This window comes from Sphingomonas phyllosphaerae 5.2 (assembly GCF_000419605.1).
In the GTDB taxonomy this organism is placed as follows: domain Bacteria; phylum Pseudomonadota; class Alphaproteobacteria; order Sphingomonadales; family Sphingomonadaceae; genus Sphingomonas; species Sphingomonas phyllosphaerae_B.
In genome coordinates this window covers 762,254-779,910 of record NZ_ATTI01000001.1, presented here as the reverse complement: position 1 = coordinate 779,910, position 17,657 = coordinate 762,254, and the positions used below count along the sequence as shown (strand labels likewise).

At 62.0% G+C, this 17,657-nt stretch carries 22 protein-coding genes and 2 pseudogenes; 13 read left to right on the top strand and 11 right to left on the bottom strand.

Going from position 1 to position 17,657, the window contains the following annotated elements; translation table 11 throughout:
• Positions 1–179: 179 nt before the first annotated feature.
• Positions 180–810, bottom strand: a pseudogene (locus SPHPHY_RS19125) (IS6 family transposase).
• Between the two features lie 226 nt (positions 811–1,036).
• On the opposite strand from SPHPHY_RS19125, the gene SPHPHY_RS0103800 reads away from it, so the two are divergent.
• The 5 genes from SPHPHY_RS0103800 to SPHPHY_RS0103780 all read left to right on the top strand — a co-directional run bounded on the left by SPHPHY_RS0103800 (position 1,037) and on the right by SPHPHY_RS0103780 (position 5,693).
• A complete protein-coding gene (locus SPHPHY_RS0103800; protein WP_022685376.1) occupies positions 1,037–2,515 on the top strand; it encodes a peroxidase family protein in 1,479 nt (492 codons plus the stop codon).
• Positions 2,516–3,140: 625 nt separating this feature from the next.
• A complete protein-coding gene (locus tag SPHPHY_RS0103795; RefSeq protein ID WP_022685375.1) occupies positions 3,141–3,905 on the top strand; it encodes an SDR family oxidoreductase in 765 nt (254 codons plus the stop codon).
• Positions 3,902–4,330 (top strand): hypothetical protein, encoded by a 429-nt coding sequence (locus SPHPHY_RS0103790; RefSeq protein WP_022685374.1) that lies wholly within the window; start codon positions 3,902–3,904, stop codon positions 4,328–4,330. Before SPHPHY_RS0103795 ends, SPHPHY_RS0103790 begins: the two co-directional genes overlap by 4 nt.
• 30 nt (positions 4,331–4,360) lie before the next feature.
• Complete coding sequence (locus SPHPHY_RS0103785; RefSeq protein WP_022685373.1) at positions 4,361–4,825, top strand: carboxymuconolactone decarboxylase family protein; 465 nt, start codon at positions 4,361–4,363, stop codon at positions 4,823–4,825.
• Entirely contained in the window at positions 4,803–5,693 is an 891-nt protein-coding gene (locus SPHPHY_RS0103780; protein WP_022685372.1) for a sigma-70 family RNA polymerase sigma factor, read from the top strand. The genes SPHPHY_RS0103785 and SPHPHY_RS0103780 overlap by 23 nt, the downstream gene beginning before the upstream one ends.
• Positions 5,694–6,130: 437 nt before the next feature.
• Here the strand turns inward: SPHPHY_RS0103780 and SPHPHY_RS22750 are convergent.
• Positions 6,131–6,286, bottom strand: a pseudogene (locus SPHPHY_RS22750) (IS6 family transposase); the annotation flags it as partial.
• Between the two features lie 109 nt (positions 6,287–6,395).
• Positions 6,396–8,312, bottom strand: coding sequence for a fibronectin type III domain-containing protein (locus SPHPHY_RS0103770; protein WP_196802106.1), 1,917 nt, complete (start codon positions 8,310–8,312; stop codon positions 6,396–6,398).
• A gap of 471 nt (positions 8,313–8,783) precedes the next feature.
• Here SPHPHY_RS0103770 and SPHPHY_RS21760 point away from each other — a divergent pair, with 471 nt between their 5' ends.
• Entirely contained in the window at positions 8,784–9,254 is a 471-nt protein-coding gene (locus SPHPHY_RS21760; protein WP_022685370.1) for a hypothetical protein, read from the top strand.
• Between the two features lie 152 nt (positions 9,255–9,406).
• Here SPHPHY_RS21760 and SPHPHY_RS21755 read toward each other — a convergent pair whose 3' ends face one another.
• Together SPHPHY_RS21755 and SPHPHY_RS21745 are read right to left on the bottom strand one after the other, a co-directional pair.
• Positions 9,407–9,553 (bottom strand): hypothetical protein, encoded by a 147-nt coding sequence (locus tag SPHPHY_RS21755; protein ID WP_022685369.1) that lies wholly within the window; start codon positions 9,551–9,553, stop codon positions 9,407–9,409.
• A gap of 268 nt (positions 9,554–9,821) precedes the next feature.
• Positions 9,822–9,998, bottom strand: coding sequence for a hypothetical protein (locus tag SPHPHY_RS21745; RefSeq protein ID WP_156024986.1), 177 nt, complete (start codon positions 9,996–9,998; stop codon positions 9,822–9,824).
• Between the two features lie 193 nt (positions 9,999–10,191).
• Between SPHPHY_RS21745 and SPHPHY_RS0103750 the strand changes: the two genes are divergently transcribed.
• On the top strand, positions 10,192–10,611 hold the full coding sequence (locus SPHPHY_RS0103750; protein WP_022685367.1) for an acyl-CoA thioesterase: 420 nt from the start codon (positions 10,192–10,194) through the stop codon (positions 10,609–10,611).
• Positions 10,612–10,758: 147 nt separating this feature from the next.
• Here the strand turns inward: SPHPHY_RS0103750 and SPHPHY_RS0103745 are convergent, their stop codons facing one another.
• Together SPHPHY_RS0103745 and SPHPHY_RS22745 are read right to left on the bottom strand one after the other, a co-directional pair.
• A complete protein-coding gene (locus tag SPHPHY_RS0103745; protein WP_028056456.1) occupies positions 10,759–10,965 on the bottom strand; it encodes a hypothetical protein in 207 nt (68 codons plus the stop codon).
• Between the two features lie 402 nt (positions 10,966–11,367).
• A complete protein-coding gene (locus tag SPHPHY_RS22745; RefSeq protein WP_419554950.1) occupies positions 11,368–11,532 on the bottom strand; it encodes a ribosome modulation factor in 165 nt (54 codons plus the stop codon).
• A 514-nt stretch (positions 11,533–12,046) separates the two neighbouring features.
• Here SPHPHY_RS22745 and SPHPHY_RS19115 point away from each other — a divergent pair.
• The 4 genes from SPHPHY_RS19115 to SPHPHY_RS19105 all read left to right on the top strand — a co-directional run bounded on the left by SPHPHY_RS19115 (position 12,047) and on the right by SPHPHY_RS19105 (position 14,272).
• Complete coding sequence (locus SPHPHY_RS19115) at positions 12,047–12,751, top strand: lysozyme inhibitor LprI family protein (RefSeq protein WP_156024985.1); 705 nt, start codon at positions 12,047–12,049, stop codon at positions 12,749–12,751.
• Positions 12,752–12,828: 77 nt separating this feature from the next.
• The gene (locus SPHPHY_RS21185; RefSeq protein WP_022685364.1) at positions 12,829–13,320 is read left to right on the top strand and encodes a DUF4232 domain-containing protein; all 492 of its coding nucleotides are present in this window, start codon (positions 12,829–12,831) and stop codon (positions 13,318–13,320) included.
• 6 nt (positions 13,321–13,326) lie between these two features.
• The gene (locus SPHPHY_RS0103730; protein WP_022685363.1) at positions 13,327–13,719 is read left to right on the top strand and encodes a barstar family protein; all 393 of its coding nucleotides are present in this window, start codon (positions 13,327–13,329) and stop codon (positions 13,717–13,719) included.
• Between the two features lie 118 nt (positions 13,720–13,837).
• Positions 13,838–14,272 carry a DUF6438 domain-containing protein gene (locus tag SPHPHY_RS19105; protein ID WP_156024984.1) on the top strand — a complete coding sequence of 145 codons (435 nt, stop codon included), beginning with the start codon at positions 13,838–13,840 and terminating at the stop codon, positions 14,270–14,272.
• Here SPHPHY_RS19105 and SPHPHY_RS22435 read toward each other — a convergent pair.
• Positions 14,259–14,528, bottom strand: coding sequence for a hypothetical protein (locus SPHPHY_RS22435; RefSeq protein WP_022685361.1), 270 nt, complete (start codon positions 14,526–14,528; stop codon positions 14,259–14,261). The two genes, SPHPHY_RS19105 and SPHPHY_RS22435, sit on opposite strands and share 14 nt — an antisense overlap.
• On the opposite strand from SPHPHY_RS22435, the gene SPHPHY_RS22740 reads away from it, so the two are divergent.
• Positions 14,490–14,642: an I78 family peptidase inhibitor gene (locus SPHPHY_RS22740; protein WP_419554965.1), complete on the top strand. Its 153-nt coding sequence runs from the start codon at positions 14,490–14,492 to the stop codon at positions 14,640–14,642. The genes SPHPHY_RS22435 and SPHPHY_RS22740 overlap by 39 nt on opposite strands.
• 28 nt (positions 14,643–14,670) lie before the next feature.
• On the top strand, positions 14,671–14,991 hold the full coding sequence (locus SPHPHY_RS19100; RefSeq protein WP_196802105.1) for a hypothetical protein: 321 nt from the start codon (positions 14,671–14,673) through the stop codon (positions 14,989–14,991).
• A gap of 47 nt (positions 14,992–15,038) precedes the next feature.
• Here the strand turns inward: SPHPHY_RS19100 and SPHPHY_RS0103710 are convergent, their stop codons facing one another.
• From SPHPHY_RS0103710 to SPHPHY_RS0103700, 3 genes are all read right to left on the bottom strand, one after another.
• A complete protein-coding gene (locus SPHPHY_RS0103710; protein ID WP_022685359.1) occupies positions 15,039–15,755 on the bottom strand; it encodes an IS6 family transposase in 717 nt (238 codons plus the stop codon).
• 144 nt (positions 15,756–15,899) lie between these two features.
• Complete coding sequence (locus SPHPHY_RS0103705; RefSeq protein ID WP_022685358.1) at positions 15,900–16,895, bottom strand: cupin-like domain-containing protein; 996 nt, start codon at positions 16,893–16,895, stop codon at positions 15,900–15,902.
• The gene (locus SPHPHY_RS0103700; RefSeq protein ID WP_022685357.1) at positions 16,892–17,581 is read right to left on the bottom strand and encodes a SapC family protein; all 690 of its coding nucleotides are present in this window, start codon (positions 17,579–17,581) and stop codon (positions 16,892–16,894) included. The genes SPHPHY_RS0103705 and SPHPHY_RS0103700 overlap by 4 nt, the downstream gene beginning before the upstream one ends.
• Between the last annotated feature and the right edge of the window lie 76 nt (positions 17,582–17,657).

The following is a 17,657-nucleotide window of genomic DNA, read 5'->3' as shown; positions in this document are numbered from 1 at the left end:
TGAGATCGAGCGGCTGGAGAAGCTGATTGAGGACGTCAAGCCGTCGGGCGGCTCGGAGAGTTGCTGTCAGTCCAATGCGGACCGCTCTCTACACGATGCGCGTCGGTCTTTGACCGCGACATTCAGCTGACGAGGACCTGCCACTCCGCCAGCGCGGCGGAGCGTCGTTCGCGGTAGGTCTATCCATCAATGAGGTGACATTCGAGACTGAAGTGGTTGTGAACGTTGGCGTGAACAGAGGCGAACTTCTGCAGCGTCTTCATTGCCGAAACCTCAGCATCGCACGTTCTCGTCCTCGGAACGGCAGGTGTGAGTTTTCCACCCGGTTATTGGCCCAGCGGCCCACCTCCTGTTTGCCCCGGTTGCCGAGCTCGTTCATCGCAGCGCCGTAAGAGCGCAGGCCGTTGGTGTTGATTGCCTCAGGTGAGCCATGGCGTTTGAGCGCCTTCATGAAGCGGAGTGCTGCATCCTTGCCTCTGGTGCGGGTCACGTAACTCTCGAGGATTTCTGCCTCATGGTCGACCGCTCTCCAGAGGTGGACCATCTCGCCGACGTGCCAGCGCCAGTGCCGGAACCCTCGCATGCGGCTCACCCGCTGACGGCGTACCTCTCCAGCAAACAGCGGTCCGAACCTGTTCCACCACAGCCGCACCGTCTCATGGCAGATGTCGATCCCACGCTCGAACAGCAGATCCTCCACGTTGCGCAATGACAGCGGGAAGCGAACGTACATCAGCACCACCACCGGATCACCTCTGGCGACGAGTTGAAGTAGCGAAACGGCGAGGCTGGCTTACGTGGGCGAGGCATGTGACGTCCCCTACCCTGCGCGGCTTACCAGCAGGTGCATCTGGTTGGACGGAGCAGGTAAAACGAATCGTAAGGAATAGCGAGTTGACGGCAGCGGGTACTGAGCAGCATTCTCCCGTCAGCCGGAAGAAACAAACGACTCGTGCCCGCCTTTTTGGTGGCTCATTTCATTTAGTCGCAGCACTTCGGGCACGCCTTTTCAGCGGGGGCGCTCAGGAGAGAAGCGATGGCCAGGCATGGAATCTATCCTCGTGACATCATTCCGCCAGTGTCAGACTATTACGACTCCGGACGGTTCGGACGCATGTTTGGCAAGCTGCCGGCCTTTGCGTCGGACACACCGCGTATAAGGAAGGCCCTCCTTGAAATCGGTGCGATTGACGGACCGATGGACGCACGCGAGGCGCTGGACGCAGATCCCAAGGATCTGATTACCGACCTGAACCTTTCTGCGCGCAACACCAACAATCCGCGGCTGACGGCAGGCATGACGTTTCTCGGGCAATTTCTCGATCACGACATGACCTTCGACCCAACCTCAAGCCTGGAACGACAGGTCGATCCCGAGCATATCGCGAATTTCCGAACACCCACGCTGGGACTCGACAACGTCTACGGCAGCGGGCCGGGGGGTAGCCCCCATCTCTATGACCGCAGCGACGGCGACAAGTTTTTGCTCGAGGAGACCGGAACGCCCGGCAGATCCGACGTCCCTCGGAATAGCCAGATGATCGCACTGATCGGCGATCCACGCGACGACGAGAACCTGATCATCTCCCAGCTTCAGGTCGCCTTCCTCAAGTTTCACAACGCCGTGGTCGATTACGTCCGGAGCGACCTCGGGATAAGCGGCGGTGAGGTCTTCACCGAAGCCCAGCGGATCGTCCGCTGGCATTATCAATGGATCGTCATCCACGAGTTCCTCCGCAAAACCTGCGGTGACGCCGTCGTCGACGACGTGCTGTCGAACGGACGTAAATTCTACAAGTGGCGCAACGAACCCTACATCCCGGTGGAGTTCGCGGTTGGCGCCTACCGCTTCGGCCACAGCCAGGTGCGTCCGTCATATCGCGCCAACTTCGATGGCAATCCAAGCGGCACCCCCTTCTTCGCAATGATCTTCAAAGAGCAGTCGCTACCTGCCGGCGACCCGGACGACCTGTCAGGCGGGGTCCGGGCTGCGCGGCGCTTCGTCGACTGGCGGACCTTCTTCGACTTCGGCGACAAGGAGGTGAAACCGAACAAGAAGATCGATACCACGCTGTCGACCGCGCTGTTCCGCCTTCCCGGCACCGTCGTTGCGCATGCCGATCCGAAGACCAACCCCGCCTCTCTCGCGCAGCGGAACCTGCTGCGCCACCTCACCTTCTCACTGCCCTCGGGTCAGCGTGTCGCCAAGGCGATGAAGATCGAACCACTCACCAAGGAGCAATTGTCCAAGCTCGCCCCATGGGGTCTCGACGATCATACGCCACTTTGGTTCTACGTGCTGCAGGAGGCCGAAAGCCTCAGGGCTGGTGAAATGCTAGGACCCGTCGGCGGCCGCATCATCGCCGAGGTCATGATCGGGCTTATCGAGGGCGATCGCACGTCCTACCTGTCACAAGAGCCCGAGTGGCAACCGTTCCTACGCACTATCGACCCCGCTCACACGAATGAGCGTTTTGCAATGGTGGACCTGCTCCGTTTCGCAGGCGTCGCCTGACGGCTATTCTCGAGTAGAGCGGGCTCGGCACGCGAGCAACGACGGCCTCAGTATCTGACATACCCGGCAGCGGAGCGTTCATCGCTTTCAACGGTGCTGTCAAGCAACTGCAAACGTCCAATCGACGGCGAGTTTCTTCCCCATTTGGCTATCGTTCAGCAGCCAGATCGGGGCAGCTCTCGGAAAATACCAAGCAAGTTTGCAGCACTGATCCCGGAGCCGGTACAGCGTAAGCGCTCGAAACTGCCAGCTCTACACGGCTCTGGGGTGCGCCGGTACGTTGCTTTGACAAGACCGATGGTTCGTTTGCCGCCATGGCGAGGCGGTGATCCTGAAACACTGTTTAGCCGCGAAGACATCTTTATGAGTTGACGAATTGAGGTCAGGCCTTCGCTGCAGCGGTTCGGGCCTGAAAGACCCAGAAATCGCCATTCAATGCCCAGTTCGGTGCTCGAAACCAGACGCTAGTTCATGTAAACATTGGGAGCTTGGCATCCTTTCGGACCCTGGACCCGAAGAGCACGAAGCTAAAAAAATCCAGCGCAACGTGTCACACCCGTACGCGCTGCCTCGTCCTGGAGATGAGCGCCTGAAACGTGGGCGCCATCCATCAGGAAGAAGCAACATGAAGATCGTAGTCATCGGAGGCACCGGGCTAATCGGCAGCCAGCTCGTTGCGCGATTGAACAGCTTGGGCCACGAGGTGATCGCCGCCTCGCCCAGGAGCGGCGTGAACGCCGTTACTGGCGAAGGGCTTGCCGCCATTCTGGCAGGTGCGGACGTCATCGTCGACGTCGCCAATTCGCCGTCGTTCGAGGATACCGCGGTGCTGGCCTTCTTCGAGGCATCCAGTAAAAACCTGCTCGCCGCCGAAGCCGTTGCGGGGGTTCGGCACCATGTCGCGCTGTCGGTGGTCGGCACCGAGCGTATGCAGGGCTCGGGCTATTTCCGTGCCAAGCTGGCGCAGGAGCGACTGATCAAGGCCTCTCCCCTTCCCTACACGATCGTTCGCGCCACGCAGTTCTTCGAGTTCATGGGCGGCATCGCGCATACGAGCATGCGCGAGGACGTCGTTTGGTTAAGCCCGGCCGCGATGCAGCCGATGGCCTCCGCCGATGTGGCCGAGGCGCTGGCGGACGCCGTCCTTGCAGCGCCGGTGAACGGCATGATCGAGCTCGCCGGGCCGGAACGCGCGCCGCTTGCGAAATTCGTCGCCACATGGCTCGGCGAAACGGACGATCCGCGTGCCGTCGCGGTCGATCCAGCCGCGCCCTATTTCGGCGTCGAAATCGACGATGCCTCGCTGACGCCCGGCCCCGCGGCGCGGATAATGCCGACGCATTTCGACGATTGGTTGGCGCACCACCTGCCTACGCAGGTGGCGGCATGATGCGCCCGGAGAAGGCGTGCCTCGCATTGGCGTCGCTGCTCGGCGCCGGGCTCGCCGCGAACGGCCTCTACATGCTTGCCGCGCCCGCCGCCTGGTATTTCGCGGTGCCGGGCGTGACGACGACTGGGCCGTTCAATCAGCATTTCCTGCGTGATATCGGGCTGATCTTCGTGCTGATCGGCGCCGCCTTCTTTCTCGGCATCGCGCGGCCCATGCAACGTGTGACGCTCTGGGGCGCGGCCGCGATATGGCTCACCGGGCATGCGCTGTTCCATATCTGGGAGGTCGCTGTGGGTATTTGTGGCGCATCCGCTTTAGCACGCGATTTCCCGGCCGTAACGCTGCCCGCGCTGATTGCCATCGCGCTTACTGTCTGGGCGGCTCTCCATGTCACATCCGCCCGGCCTGCCTCGTCTCAGCAATAGGCGCGCACATCGCGCGCACGGAGAAGACACATGACCCAACGTATCGCCGCCCCCTATGCGTTCGCCCCCGAAGCCACCAAGGCGATGTATGCGCTGGAGAACAGCTTCAAGGCCAGCGGCCTCGATTCCGTGCTGATGGAATTGGTGCGGCTGCGCGCCTCGCAGATCAACGGCTGCGCCTTCTGCATCCACATGCACACGACCGACCTGCGCAAGCAGGGCGAGCCGGAAATGCGCCTCTACATGCTCGACGCCTGGCGCGAATCGACGCTTTATTCGGATCGCGAGCGCGCCGCGCTCGGGTGGACCGAGGCACTGACCCGGCTTTCCGAGACTCACGCGCCCGATGCGGACTATGCAGTGCTGAAGGCGCAGTTCACGGAGGCCGAGCAGGTGCAACTGACTTTACTGATCGGCGCGATCAACACATGGAACCGGTTCTCCGTCGGCCTGCGTGTTGCGCATCCGGTGGATGCGCCTCGTGCCACGGCCTGACGAACGCCTTGCCGATTTTGAGGCGCAGCGGCCCCGGCTGCTGCGCCTCGGCTATCGGATGCTCGGCTCGTTTTCCGAAGCCGAGGACGTCGTGCAGGAGGCTTGGCTGCGCTGGGCGCGCGTCGCGGAAGGCGTCGATACGCCGGCTGCCTATCTCACCCGCATCGTGACGCGGCTGTGCCTCGATCAGATGAAATCGGCGAGGGCGAGGCGCGAAACCTATGTCGGTGCGTGGCTGCCCGAGCCACTGATGGGCACGGTCGATCCGCGCGACGAGCCGGTGGCGGATGATTTGACGCTCACGCTGATGCTGGCGCTCGAGCGTCTGTCCCCGCTCGAACGCGCCGCTTTCCTGCTGCACGACGTTTTCGGAGTGACGTTGGCCGACGTCGCGATCACGCTCGACCGCGATGCAAGCGCGGTACGCCAGCTTGCATCGCGAGCCCGCAAGCACATTCAGGTCGAACGCCCGCGCTTCGGCGTCGAGCAGGCCGATGCCGATCGTATCGCGCATGCCTTCTTCGCCGCATCGCGCGACGGTGATGTTGCCGCGTTGTCATCGATGCTCGCCGATACCGTTTCATTGCATTCCGATGGCGGCGGCAAGGTGCCCGCCTTCCTCAATGTCATCGACGGAATCGCAAAGGTGCTTCGTCTATTCGCGGGCTTAGCGCAGAAGAGTGGCTACAAGCCCGTGCTGTTGCGTTTGGCGACGATCGATGGTCTGCCGGGATATGTCAGCATGGATCGAGGTGTCCTGCAGACCACAGCCCTCGAAATTCGCGAAGGCCGCATTGCGGCGGTCTACATGACGCGCGATCCGGAAAAGCTCCTGCATGTCGCTCAGATGGTGAGCGACATCGTCTGACATCCAACTTCGCATATCGAACCACTATCGGACTTGGTTTGCCCGACAACTTAGCAATCGGGTGACTGCGGAAGCCTGACCTCCACTATCCCAGGGGAATGACGCTTCTTAAAAATGAGGCATTCGCATTCGAGCCGCCCAAGGACCTCGCCACTTGGCTCAGCGAGCATCACGCGGTCAGCAGCGAACTTTGGGTGCGCATTTACAAGGCGGGGTCGAGACAGCGTTCGGTGAGGTGCTGTCAAAGCAACTGCACATCGCCCAATGAGGGTGAGCTTCTACCCCATTTGGCTGCTTCTCAGCAGGCAAACGGCGGCCCATCTCGGAGAATACCAAGGAAGCTCGCGACGCTGACAGCGGGGCAACTATAGCTTAGTTCCTCGAAACGCCAGCCAAACTTGGCTCTGGGCGCGCCGGTACATTGGTTTGACCGGCCCCTCATGGCAGATGTCGATCCCACGCTCGAACAGCAGATCCTCGACATTCCGCAGGCTCAAAGGGAAGCGCACTTACATCAGCACCACCAGCCGGATCACCTCGGGCGACGAATTGAAGTAGCGGAAAGGCGAGGCTGGCTTGCGCGGGCGGGGCATGACCCCGCCCTACCCTCACCAAATTACCAGCGGGTGCATTTGTTTTGACGACGCCCGGCCGAGACCTCGTCATGCAACACGGCGGCATATGAGGCTAAATGGACGCCGATCAGATTAGTGAGAACTCATCAAACTTGATTGGATCGCGTGCGGGATATCGCGTGTCGAACGCGTAACTACTAATCGTACCGGCACCGGTATCGAGGATGCTGTACGCTGTGATGTCGTTGCTCGCCACGAACGGCACCGCGTTGGTGGCCCCGGCAAGCTCCACCATTGGCTGACGCAGCGTCGGCGTGAACATCACTCGATCGTGTGGATCGCCTTCGCGCGGATAATCGTCCTGGTTCCAGGTAACGCCGGTGACGCTCGTCAGCGCGGTCGGTGCCGGTACAGCGCTACGCCGCGGCGGCAGATTGTCGACGAATGCGCCATACGTGTTCCCAACGTTCGAAGTTTCGATGTAGTTCATCGTGCCGACTTTCGAGCGGCACCATAGGTGGGAATGGCCGACATGGACGAGCTGCACGCCGGCGCCGACCAGCATTGGCTCGATGTCGTTACGCCACAGATCCCCTGAGAGGGGATAGTCGTACTTCACAAAGCGCATACGGCCAGCATCGATGATCGGCTGAATCTGCCCGTTCCATGTCGCAGGATCGATCGGAAAGGGCAGCGGGCCAAGGACGCGGACAGCACCAGCGGCATCGACATACTCGAAGCTCGCCTGGGTCTGCGCCATGACCGGCGTTGCGTTGTCTCCAAGCCCGAACACAGACTGGTGTACCATCACTACCTTGTACTTGGCGGTGCGATACGCCTCGCTGGCGAGCACTTCCTGCAGCCAGCGATACTGGCGTGAGCCCTTGGCGAATGGGTGGAATTGGAAATCGCCAAAGCCCCACTCGGCGGGTTTATTCATCGAAGCGGCTGCTTCCGACAGCTTGCCCCGTCCGGTCGCGCCCCAGCTGCGCCAAATGCGGTTTCCGTCCATCGCGATCAGGAACAGGTCGCCGATGCGCTGCGCATAATAGCGCCCCCCCTCCGGCCCCTGCGGCAGCGAGAAAATCTCGTTGTACGAGACAATCTCGTAGGAATTGTCTTGCAGCCAGCGATCGCGGATCGCGGCGTCGCCAGTCGGGTTCACAGTCGCCTTGGCCTTTTCGTAGGCGATCTCGGCGTACCAGAGCGGCTGCGGATCGTTAAACATCGTGTTGAGGTTGTTCGCGGTGTTCCAGCGCCCCGAGTATTCATGGTTGCCCAAGATCGGGAATATCCAGCCGTTCTGAAGCAGTGCGCCGCCAGTGTAGGTCGAGGCGGGTTGCCACTTACGCATCGTGCCCTGCAGCGCTGCGAAGAACGGCGGCAGGTTCAGGACGCTGTTGTCGAACCATTCCGACGCGCGGTTCGGCACATTGACGAGATCGCCGGCGAAGAAGATACCGTCGATCGGGCCTTGAGTTTCAAACACGCGCTCGTAGTTTGCCGACGCCATCTTCTTGAGCTGGAGATCCGATGTCAGCAGGATCCGGATCTTCTGCCCCGCCGCGGGTAGCGGCTGGAGCGTGGCTTCCGCGCTGCGAAGCGCAGTCGCGCCATCGTCGCTGATTGCTACATACGGCACGCGCTCGCCCGGCTTCAGGCCCGTGATAACTGCCTCGTGTTTCCAGATGTCACGCTGCGTCAGCCCGGTGTAGGTGCGTCCGCCCACAGTCGATGACGCGTCCTCATACATCCGCGACATCGGCGTCGACGTCGCGACAACCTGCATCGCGAAGTTGGCGCCGTAGCGAACCGCGTGGTTGCGACCTTTAAACTCGGTGAACCAGACGACGCGCACAGAGTCGGCGGTCGGCAGCTGAAGCATCGGTTCGGTGAGCACGAGCGGCTCGGCGGCGAAAGTGCCTGTCGGCAACGGTGCCGCAGTGGGGGTCGGTGTCGGGGTCGGAACTGGCAGCGGCCTGTCGTTGCCATCATCACCGCATGCGGCCAGCATGCCTGCACCACCGGTGGCAATCGCAAGCATGCTCGCGCGTCGCGTAAATTCTCGCCTGTTCATGTCGCGTCCCGCCCCAGTTCCTGCGGGGCCTTTGGAGTAGCTTTGTTGCAGTGCCGCGGCGTTGCGATGACGATCGCGGGGCGATCTCGGGACACGCTTATGACATGGGTGCGAAAGCGCCTACGGCAGCGTAACTCACAACCCCACGCCTCCGGGAAACCCAGCGCGGTTCATTGGTTTGACAGCACCATTTGTGCTTAGGGCACTTCCGGAAACGCTTGAAAGCCGGGGCTCAGCGCCCGCCGTCCGCCGCCCGTTTTCCGGAATGGACCCGTAGCCTAGGGGGTCCGCGCTGAGCCGCTATCTTGCCTACCCACCGCAGCGCCTTGTGTTCGATCGTGGAGATGAGGTCCTCGTCAGAAGGCGGGCTTGAAGGCGATGTTCGTAGCCGATCAACGAACCGAGGCGTTCCGCAATCTCACATGCAGAGGATCGACAATGAGCGACCGCAAGCCGATGCCCGCCGCTGGCGGAGATGGACTGAAGGGCGCGCCAGACGGCGTGAACACCGACCCAAGCGGCCGAAGCGAGCAAGGCGAGAGCGGTGGTGGCAGCTATCCCAACGGCCGTGACGGCGACGACGACCGGAGCGGAGGCTTTCCGAAGCACGGCGGCCAGTCGAACATCGGCTACCATGGCGGCGGCCAGGCAGGTCAGGACGGCAGCGACAACCCCAACGCAGCGGCGCAAGGCGACGACGACTTCAGCGATCAGGGGGAGACCGGACCGAAGCCGGGTCCGCGTGGTCCCGATCAGGACGATGATGGATCGCGTGTCCGGACCGAAGTCATGCAGGGTCGCACCATCAAGGTCGAAGACACGTCCGGGATTGCCGCGGCTGAAGCGTCAGGGATGACCGGTGTCGAAGGGCAACATGCGTCTGACGAAGAGGCGCCAGGTTCTGGATGATCGACCATGCCGGATCAGGGCAGGCAAAGCCTTTCTCTGGCTCGCGCTGGCAGCCGTGTCTGCAATGGCTGTCGCAGTCGGAGCAGGCTTGATAAGCACTCTCCAGCTCCTATCGACTGCTGTGGCGCATGAGCAGCGCCACAGCGGTAGAGTCACTTGGTCTTGGTCTCGCGTGTGTCGCCCTTCAGATCCTCCGAGGTTAGGTCTTCTTGGTGCTTACCAATGATGTCCCGATCCTCATCGTTCTCGCCTGGGTCATTCTTGCCGCCTTCAGCAGCCTTTTCTTGGCCTCTCGTCATCACGCTCTCCCTAAGTCACGAATGGCTGATGCAACCGCTTCGAAACCGCCCGCGTCGTTCGTAGCTACCGAGAGCGGACGACCGTCGAGTTGATTGTTAGGTGTATTGAGAAAGGTCTGAGCGGCTTCTGACCCAAGCGCCGTAATCGCGATTCGCAGAATTGCTCCCTCTCGCGCGGCCGCTTCAGGAGAGATTTGCGGAGATTTGGAGGCCGGGCGGAAAGCGCGTCGCGGCTTTGACAATGGCGGCAAAACTTCCGGGTCCTCGCTCATGACGGCGAGACCAGCGTGGGATGGATGACGCCGAACGACAGCTGGCGCTTCGCGATCAGCGCGGCATACCCACTGGCACGTCCCGCGTGTGAGATCCGCGCCTCGATTGATGCCGCGTTCGCCGCTTGCGTGATTGAGATTTGATGGACGCGGTAGAGCTCGTTCATGTCCATGACACGCATCCTCGCTGGCAAGCGGGAGCGCTAGGTCTCTCAGCTGCCCGCGCTCGCAATATGGAAGCTGGCAGTTACGCTAACATGGTGCCGCCGCGGCTAAGGACAACCGGCACCAGCAGCGCTCACGCTTTCGAACACTTGCAGCCCCAATCTGTGCTGCGGATGCTCACGGGAGGTGGTATGGTGCGATGTGACCACCGCTGCTCCACATCGCTTCGCAATCGGCATCGAGTCGGCTGACATCGATTTTATGGGGCACGTGAACAATGCGAGCTACCTGAAGTGGGTACAGGCGGCGGTGCTTGATCATTGGCGCGCGCTGGCTCCAGCAGAAATTGCCGCCCAGCACCTGTGGGTCGCGCTCAAGCACGAGATCACCTACCGTAAGCCGGCGTTTCTCGAGGATGATGTGATCGCCACCGTCCTGCTGGAGAAGGTGCATGGCGCGCGCGCCTTCTACGAAACCGTGATCAAGCGCGGCGAGGAGGTTCTCGCAGAGGTGAAGTCGAGTTGGTGCTGTATCGATGCAGCCACCTTGCGTCCCGCGCGGCTCGCGCAGGACGTGATCGAGCACTTCTTTCCACCGGCTGACCTCCAGCCTGAGCGCTGATCACCGAGACAGCCTGTTGAGACAGGTCGCCAGCCAGATGCCGTGTAGCTTCATCATGGCGTCTTCTCGAAGTCACGATCGCCATAAATGAAGCGCAAAAAGCCTGCGGAATGTGTTCCCTTTCTCTAAACTAGCGGGCTAGCCCCGCTATTTTTTTACCTTGCTGAGGCGCTCATTCGAGGTGGGTGATCGCGCGTGATAGGCGCGCAACCTCATCAAGGCGTTTGTTGCCTCGCTCTCGGTTTTGTAGATGATGTCGAGCCAGCGCTTCTCATTGACGGCGTAGATCCCGAAGGCCCCGCCGTTCTCGCGCTCGGGTCGCATCAGCACTACGAATTGGGGAGTGGCATCCATGTGGTCCCCTTAAGTCGGCGAGGATCTTGGTGCTACATCGCCTCGCGTCTTCGGATGAGGTGGACGGCGATGTGTGTGCCATTTCGCTACTCGTCAGCTGATTTGTAGCGGCGACGCTCCCACGATGCTGCTGCTTGTTCCCTCTCCTCTGCCAGGCGCAGCATTACGGTTCGGTCGGCCTTGCTGCTCAGGCTCTCTGCAACCCGTCGACAACGAGCAGCCTCTGCCCGCAGAGAGACACCATCGGCCAGCTCCAGTTCGTCGGACATCGTGTGTAAGCCGCCTACAGCACTGGTTGGTAAGTGGCGTCTGGCTACCTGCTTTTCGCTACGAAGGCGACGTCGCAGGTCTCGCGTATGGCCCTGCTCATCGCGTTGGGAGACCAGCCGGCCAAGCTGTCCGCTACTTGCTTCGGCGAGGGGCTTGATCCTTTCTACTTAAATCAAACCCCCGCATCCACTCAGCGCGTTCATGCTCGACGAGTACGGATTGATAGGGGCAATCATCCCCGGTCAATCTGCCGCCTGCCCCGGCCTTCATGCCCTCTGCATAAGGATTCTGAACCATCTCGAACCCCAAACGGCTGTCATTACAGTAGCATCGGGCAAATGGCCTACATAGGTTACAGTTTCGGGGTTAACTGACCCTTTTTTACAAGTGCCAGCATTGCTGGCCCGTCCCCATCCCCGCCATGAACGCGAACGACGTGACAGATAAGTGGCGGCAGCGGCATCACGCGAGAGTTTGCTCCAGGTACCCTCACCAGATTACCAGCGGGTGCATTTGTTTTGACGGCGTCCGGAGAAGCGTTCCCACGAACTAACAGCCTGCAAGACGGCAAGGCGTTCCCATTGGAAGGATGAAACGGGAAGGCAAACGCTTTCCAATCTCGTCTGTGACGACGCCCAAACACCGCTTCCTTGACCGCTGGCGCGAAGCCGATGTGGCGCCCCGGATGCTGTGATGCCGCCTGTCTCAGTGCAGGCCACCTCGACGGGGGTTGATCCTCGGGTGGGCCTGGCATCGAACATTCATATTGAGCTCGCCACAATCGCGCAGGCTTGATCAAGAGGAGAAGAATGTGAAGCGAATTGTGGATTTTGCCGTGATCGTCGCCGGTGTCGTCTGTGCGATGCCCGCGAGCGCGCAGACCGCCGGCGCCTTCATGAACAATCCGGCGTTTCGTGATCCTCCGCCTGCCCGATGCACGTCGACGTTGGACATACAGCGTTGTGCGGCACACGACCTGCGCAGCGCCGATGCGCAGATGAGCGCTCGCTACGCTTCTCTGCGCGGCCAACTGCGCCCGGCCGCGCAACAGAAGCTGCTTGCCGAGCAGCGCGCGTGGTTGAAGTCACGGGATCGTGACTGCCTTGCCCGCGGCCAGAGCGGCGGATCGATGGCATCGATTGCCGTTGCGCAATGCTGGATCAAGGTGACCAGGGCTCGTACGGCGACACTCGGGGCGAGGCTGCCTCAGGCGAGCACCGCGACGCGCCTGCTACCCCCTGCCGCATTTGTCGGTCGATGGAGGGGCGGCGAAGGCACCTTTTTGAAAATCAGTCATCAGGACAGCGGCTTCGTGATTGACAACCAATGGGGGCTCGACGCCGATATGCACGGCAAATTCATAGGCAAGGTCACGCCCGCGGGCTTGAGCTTCCGCCGCAACGGCGTCACTGAAACCCTCCGTCCGAGCAAGGGGAATGCGATCAATCGCAGCGCCCTTGCCGGAAAAACGGATTGCCTCATGGTGTCCCATGATGAGGGCTATTGCCGCTACTGATGCGAGCCCGGGCATCACGGAAATGCCGTTTCGCCGCTGTTCGTGACGCCCGGCCATACCTTTGATGGGAATCGGACATGCCGATCATCGCTATATTGTTGCTCACCGTGTCGTCCCCGCTATCGCCACCTTGCCAAGCAGGTCAGCTTCGCCTGTCGCTCGACGCCCGCGATGGGGATTTAAATGGCACATCGCACTCGGGAACCGAGATATCGGTCGGCAATATGGGGCCGGATTGCACGTTGGCAGCTCTGCCGCAGGTCCAGCTACGCGATGCGCAAAATCGTATTGCCCCGGCGGTTCGGCAGGCACCGCGTGGGATGCACCCGGGCCCGGTGATGGTGCCGCTTCGGCTCGCGACCGGCCACCGCGCAGCGGCCGAGATCCGCTGGATCGCCAGCCCTGTCTTTCCTCGCAGTCGAGGCGTTCTCATTGCCCGTCTCACGCTTAACATTGGTATCGGGACGATCTCGGCACCACTCACGGCGCAGCTTTTCGGAGCAGTCGGACAGCCCGTCACGTTCGAGCAGACCCCGCTGCGCGCTGTCGAAGGCATGGCGGCGGGCTGACCTGACATGACCAAGACATTGGAGATTCTTGGCCACGCCATCATCGACATCCCGACATTTTATGCCGAGATCAATCGCCTCTTCATGGCTGACGAAAGCTGGTCGCTCGGCGAAAGCCTCGATGCGTTGAACGACATGCTTTACGGGGGCTATGGCGCGATCGAAGGGCATGAGCCGGTCAAACTGATCTGGCGGGACGTGGACGCCAGCAGATCGGCGCTCGGCTTCGCAGCGACGCGCACGTTCCTGACAGAAAAGCTGCAACGGCCCGGCACGTTCAACATCGACATGATCGCCCGTCAGTTGGATGCCCTCGAGCAAGGCGCTGGACAAACCTATTTCGATATCGTCCTCGAGATCATTGGCGATCATCCCAACATCGAGTTTGTCGCGGCTTGACGTGATGGGTCGGCGATCGAGATCCGAACATGCCTGGTGGGAGATGACAATGCGGTTGATGGGGTGGTTGGCAGGGACGACGTTAGCGCTGAGTGGATGCGCCACGACCGGGCACAAGGTGGAGCCGCAGGCCGTTGCATCTGCTCGATTTGGAATCCGCAGTCTGACCTATGCGACGACGCCATGCCATGGGTTCTGCCCGGTCTATAGCGTAACGATCGATGCCGATGGCGCCGGCGTCTTCAACGGGACGAGCAACACGGCCGTGGTGGGCGAGCGCCGCTTCACAGCGACACCGGTACAGGTCGCGAGTTTGTTCGGCCGGCTCCAACCCTATCTCTCCGTGGGCGAAGTGCTGCTGACCGGACCGGATACCTGCAAGGTGTACGTAACCGATCTTCCTTCGATCGACGTCACATGGACCGGCGATGGTGGCACGGGTCACCTCTTGTATGATTATGGCTGCGACCGCGACGCGCACCGGCCGCTGGCCGAGACGTTACGCGCAGCCCCCCAGACGCTGCCGATCGCCGAACTGATCAGCCAGCGCTGACCAGTACGATGCCGACTGCACCACTGCCGTTCAGCTTCGTTCGAGCACGATCCAGGGCCATGTTTGACGAAGGTAGTAGCATGCGAACCGACACCTCCTTGACGATGACGGCGCTAAGCGCCTTGGCTGCGCTCGGTGCTTGTACCACGACGGGCGAAAGCGCCCCGGCCCGGCTGTCGACCTGCAACCCAAAGGCGCCGCAGCGCTCGTCGGGCAGGTGGCGCCCGACGATGCGGCCATTCTCCGCCGTACGCACAGCTCGATCATCAGGCGTTTGGCGCAAGGCGATCCAATGACGAAGGATTACCGGGTGGAGCGCGTTACCGTCACCGTTGCCGAAGGCCGCATCGTGTCTGCATCCTGTGGCTGACCGTGTGGCGGGCATACGGGTCGCCGTAATGGCCTGCCTTCCGGTGATTGTCGCCGGCTGCATCTCTGTCCGTCCGGTCGAAGGACCGGTACGGCTGGGCAAGATCGCCGCGGTCAACGGCCCGCGTGTGCGCCCGGACCACGTCAGCGAAGACAGCCGCTGCCCTAAAGATGCTCAATGCGTTTGGGCCGGCCGCCTGATCGTGCGCGTGACGGTGCTCGGCGGCGGGTGGTCGAAGCGGATCGATCTCACACAAGGGATACCCGTCAACGTTGCAGACGGCAGTCTCGTTCTGGTCAAGGCAACCCCCTCGCGCAAAACCAGCGTGCCGCTGGTGCTGTCAGTCTAATGCGAACCGCTCTCTACACGATGCGATTCGGTCTTTGACGGCGGCGTTCAGCTGACGAGCGACTGCCACTCCGCCAATGCGGCGGAGCGTCGTTCCCGATAAGTCTGTCGATCGATGAGGTGGCGTTCGAGGCTGAAGTGGTTGTGGACGTTGGCATGGACAGAGGCGAACTTCTGCAGCGTCTTCATCTGCCGGAACCGCAGCATCGCCCGTTCTCGCCGTCGGAACGGCAGGTGTGAGTTTTCCACCCGGTTATTGGCCCAGCGGCCCACCTCCTGCTTGTCGCGGTTGCCGAGCTCGTTCATCGCAGCGCCGTAAGAGCGCAAGCCATCGGTGGTGATTGCCTCAGGTGAGCCATGGCGTTTGAGCGCCTTCTTCATGAAGCGGAGTGCTGCATCCTTGTCTCTGGTGCGGGTGACGTAACTCTCGAGGATTTCTCCCTCATGGTCGACCGCTCTCCACAGGTAGACCATCTCTCCGTTCAGCTTCACGTACATCTCGTCCAGGTGCCAGCGCCAATGACGAAAGCCACGCATCCGGCTCACGCGCTGACGGCGCACCTCGCCTGCGAACAGCGGTCCGAACCTGTTCCACCACAGCCGCACCGTCTCGTGGCAAATGTCGATCCCACGCTCGAACAGCAGGTCCTCCACGTTGCGCAGTGACAGCGGGAAGCGAACATACATCAGCACCACCAGCCGGATGACCTCCGGCGACGAGTTGAAGTAGCGGAACGGAGAGGCTGGCTTGCGGGGACGGGGCATGGTCTGCCCTACCCCACCCTCACCCGATTACCAGCAGGCGCATTTGGTTTGACGGTGCCCCGCAGCCCACTTAGCACCAACACCTAGGAACATGCAGCCAATCCGTTGTGCATTACTCGCGCAGGAAGCGGTCATACGTCAGCCTCAGCCGCGCAGCAGCCGCATCGCCATCGCACGCACTCGCGCGATATTCTCCCTGCCGGCGCTCAGGATGCCATGGCGCTCGTTCGGCAGGAACGCCAGCGGATGGCCGTTCGGGCGAAAGACGTAGTGATCGAACCACGCCCGCCACGCCGCTCGCTCCGGCGCGGGACGCGACGCGATCGCCGTCATCGCGAGCAGCATCGTCGTATAGGGCTGGTCCGGGCCGGTCGCGAACCCGTCCCACCAGTAATTGACCAGCACGTTGAACGATGCGGTGGCCTCCACCTGATGCCACCATAGCTTGGGCACATACAGCGCGTCGCCCGCCTCGAGCTCGACCACCAGCGCGCGGTGGCGGGCGCGCTCGAAAAGCGGATAGCGGCGGTCGCCGGGCGCGCTGCCGACCGCGAGCGCCACCGGCTGTCCGGCCATGTTATGGTCGATCGGACCGACGTAGAGGTCGGCGATCGCATCCGGCGGAAAGAGCGTGAAGCGGCGTCGCCCGGCCGCGACGCACGCGATATTGTCCATGGTGTCGTAGTGGCACGCCACGACCGACGCATGTCCGATCCAGAGGCGCGGTCGCACGCCCGCGGGGACGATCGGCAGCCGCACTTCCGCTTCGATGCCGGGGCAAAATCGCTCCGCGGTCAGCGATCCCATGTACAGGCTCGGGCGGTCCGGCAGATCGGCCGTCGTCAGGATCGCCGACAGCGCGGCGCCGAACGGCATCGTCTCTCTCCGGAAGTTGAAGCCTGCCATCGCATCGTCATAGTGGTAGCGCGCGCCGATCGCGGCATCGCCGACGAACACTTCAGCCATCTCTCCGGCATCATGCCGTGTAAGCGCGTCGATTACCGCCTGCGGGATCCCGGTATGCATCATCGGCCAGTGACGTGTCGCCCCGCGGACGACCACGGGATCGCCAACGGTCATGACACTTTCGCGGAAGCGATCGGCGTCGACGAGCGCCTCGGCTGGCGCGTCCCGGATCATGGCACCGGCTCGAACAACCGCTCGTTCCTGAGCCGTCCCAGGCGATGCAGATGCTGCACTGAGATCGCCTGCGCATAGGCGAGTTGCAGGTCGCCGGCGCGGAACATTCCCAACGCCGCGGCATCGTCGAGCCCGTGCAGCGCGTCCAGGCTGATCGTGTAGAGCCCCTCCAGCCGCACGGGTCGACCGTCGTCCGAATGGAGCGTCACGTCGATCGGTTCGATCAGCCCGTGCGGCGACAGGAAGCGGCGGATCAGGGCATCGGTCTCAGGAATGCCGCGCTCCAGCGTGTGCAACGCGTGCTGCACACGCTGGAGCGCCGGCTCTGGCTCGCCGTCGACGCCGAACAAGAGGCGGCCGTCCGGGTCGCCGAACACCGGGTGATCGGGGTCGATCACCACCTGGCCGTCCGCGACGAAGAATCCTTGCCGCTCCAGATCAGCCGGCCGGTAATCTGGCAGTTGTCCATCGACGGTCAGAAGGTTGCGACCAGGTTCCGTGCCCATCACGACCCCGGCGTAGAACGCGCCGGTCTGCGGGTTCTTAGTGAAAAGGATCGGGTAGTGGGCTGCCGCCTTGAGGAACTCGCCCGCCACGATCTGCGCAAAGTGCCGGGCCGAGTCGCGGCATCGCGACACGCGCAACTGGCCGTGCTGCACATTGTTCAACAACTGCCATTCGGTCATCGCCTCCCCCTCTCGTCGTCTCAGGCCCGCGCTGTTGTAGCCAGCGGTCGTTTGAGCGTGAAGATGATCGCTTAGC

Excerpts from the sequence above, each read along its gene's own strand:
- SPHPHY_RS0103800 (WP_022685376.1), top strand. The coding sequence starts at position 1,037 with ATGGCCAGGCATGGAATCTATCCTCGTGACATCATTCCGCCAGTGTCA.
- SPHPHY_RS0103795 (WP_022685375.1), top strand. The coding sequence starts at position 3,141 with ATGAAGATCGTAGTCATCGGAGGCACCGGGCTAATCGGCAGCCAGCTC.
- SPHPHY_RS0103790 (WP_022685374.1), top strand. The coding sequence starts at position 3,902 with ATGATGCGCCCGGAGAAGGCGTGCCTCGCATTGGCGTCGCTGCTCGGC.
- SPHPHY_RS0103785 (WP_022685373.1), top strand. The coding sequence starts at position 4,361 with ATGACCCAACGTATCGCCGCCCCCTATGCGTTCGCCCCCGAAGCCACC.
- SPHPHY_RS0103780 (WP_022685372.1), top strand. The coding sequence starts at position 4,803 with ATGCGCCTCGTGCCACGGCCTGACGAACGCCTTGCCGATTTTGAGGCG.
- SPHPHY_RS0103770 (WP_196802106.1), bottom strand. The coding sequence starts at position 8,312 with ATGCTTGCGATTGCCACCGGTGGTGCAGGCATGCTGGCCGCATGCGGT.
- SPHPHY_RS21760 (WP_022685370.1), top strand. The coding sequence starts at position 8,784 with ATGAGCGACCGCAAGCCGATGCCCGCCGCTGGCGGAGATGGACTGAAG.
- SPHPHY_RS21755 (WP_022685369.1), bottom strand. The coding sequence starts at position 9,553 with ATGACGAGAGGCCAAGAAAAGGCTGCTGAAGGCGGCAAGAATGACCCA.
- SPHPHY_RS21745 (WP_156024986.1), bottom strand. The coding sequence starts at position 9,998 with ATGGACATGAACGAGCTCTACCGCGTCCATCAAATCTCAATCACGCAA.
- SPHPHY_RS0103745 (WP_028056456.1), bottom strand. The coding sequence starts at position 10,965 with ATGGATGCCACTCCCCAATTCGTAGTGCTGATGCGACCCGAGCGCGAG.
- SPHPHY_RS22745 (WP_419554950.1), bottom strand. The coding sequence starts at position 11,532 with ATGGTTCAGAATCCTTATGCAGAGGGCATGAAGGCCGGGGCAGGCGGC.
- SPHPHY_RS21185 (WP_022685364.1), top strand. The coding sequence starts at position 12,829 with ATGCCGATCATCGCTATATTGTTGCTCACCGTGTCGTCCCCGCTATCG.
- SPHPHY_RS0103730 (WP_022685363.1), top strand. The coding sequence starts at position 13,327 with ATGACCAAGACATTGGAGATTCTTGGCCACGCCATCATCGACATCCCG.
- SPHPHY_RS19100 (WP_196802105.1), top strand. The coding sequence starts at position 14,671 with ATGGCCTGCCTTCCGGTGATTGTCGCCGGCTGCATCTCTGTCCGTCCG.
- SPHPHY_RS0103710 (WP_022685359.1), bottom strand. The coding sequence starts at position 15,755 with ATGCCCCGTCCCCGCAAGCCAGCCTCTCCGTTCCGCTACTTCAACTCG.
- SPHPHY_RS0103705 (WP_022685358.1), bottom strand. The coding sequence starts at position 16,895 with ATGATCCGGGACGCGCCAGCCGAGGCGCTCGTCGACGCCGATCGCTTC.
- SPHPHY_RS0103700 (WP_022685357.1), bottom strand. The coding sequence starts at position 17,581 with ATGACCGAATGGCAGTTGTTGAACAATGTGCAGCACGGCCAGTTGCGC.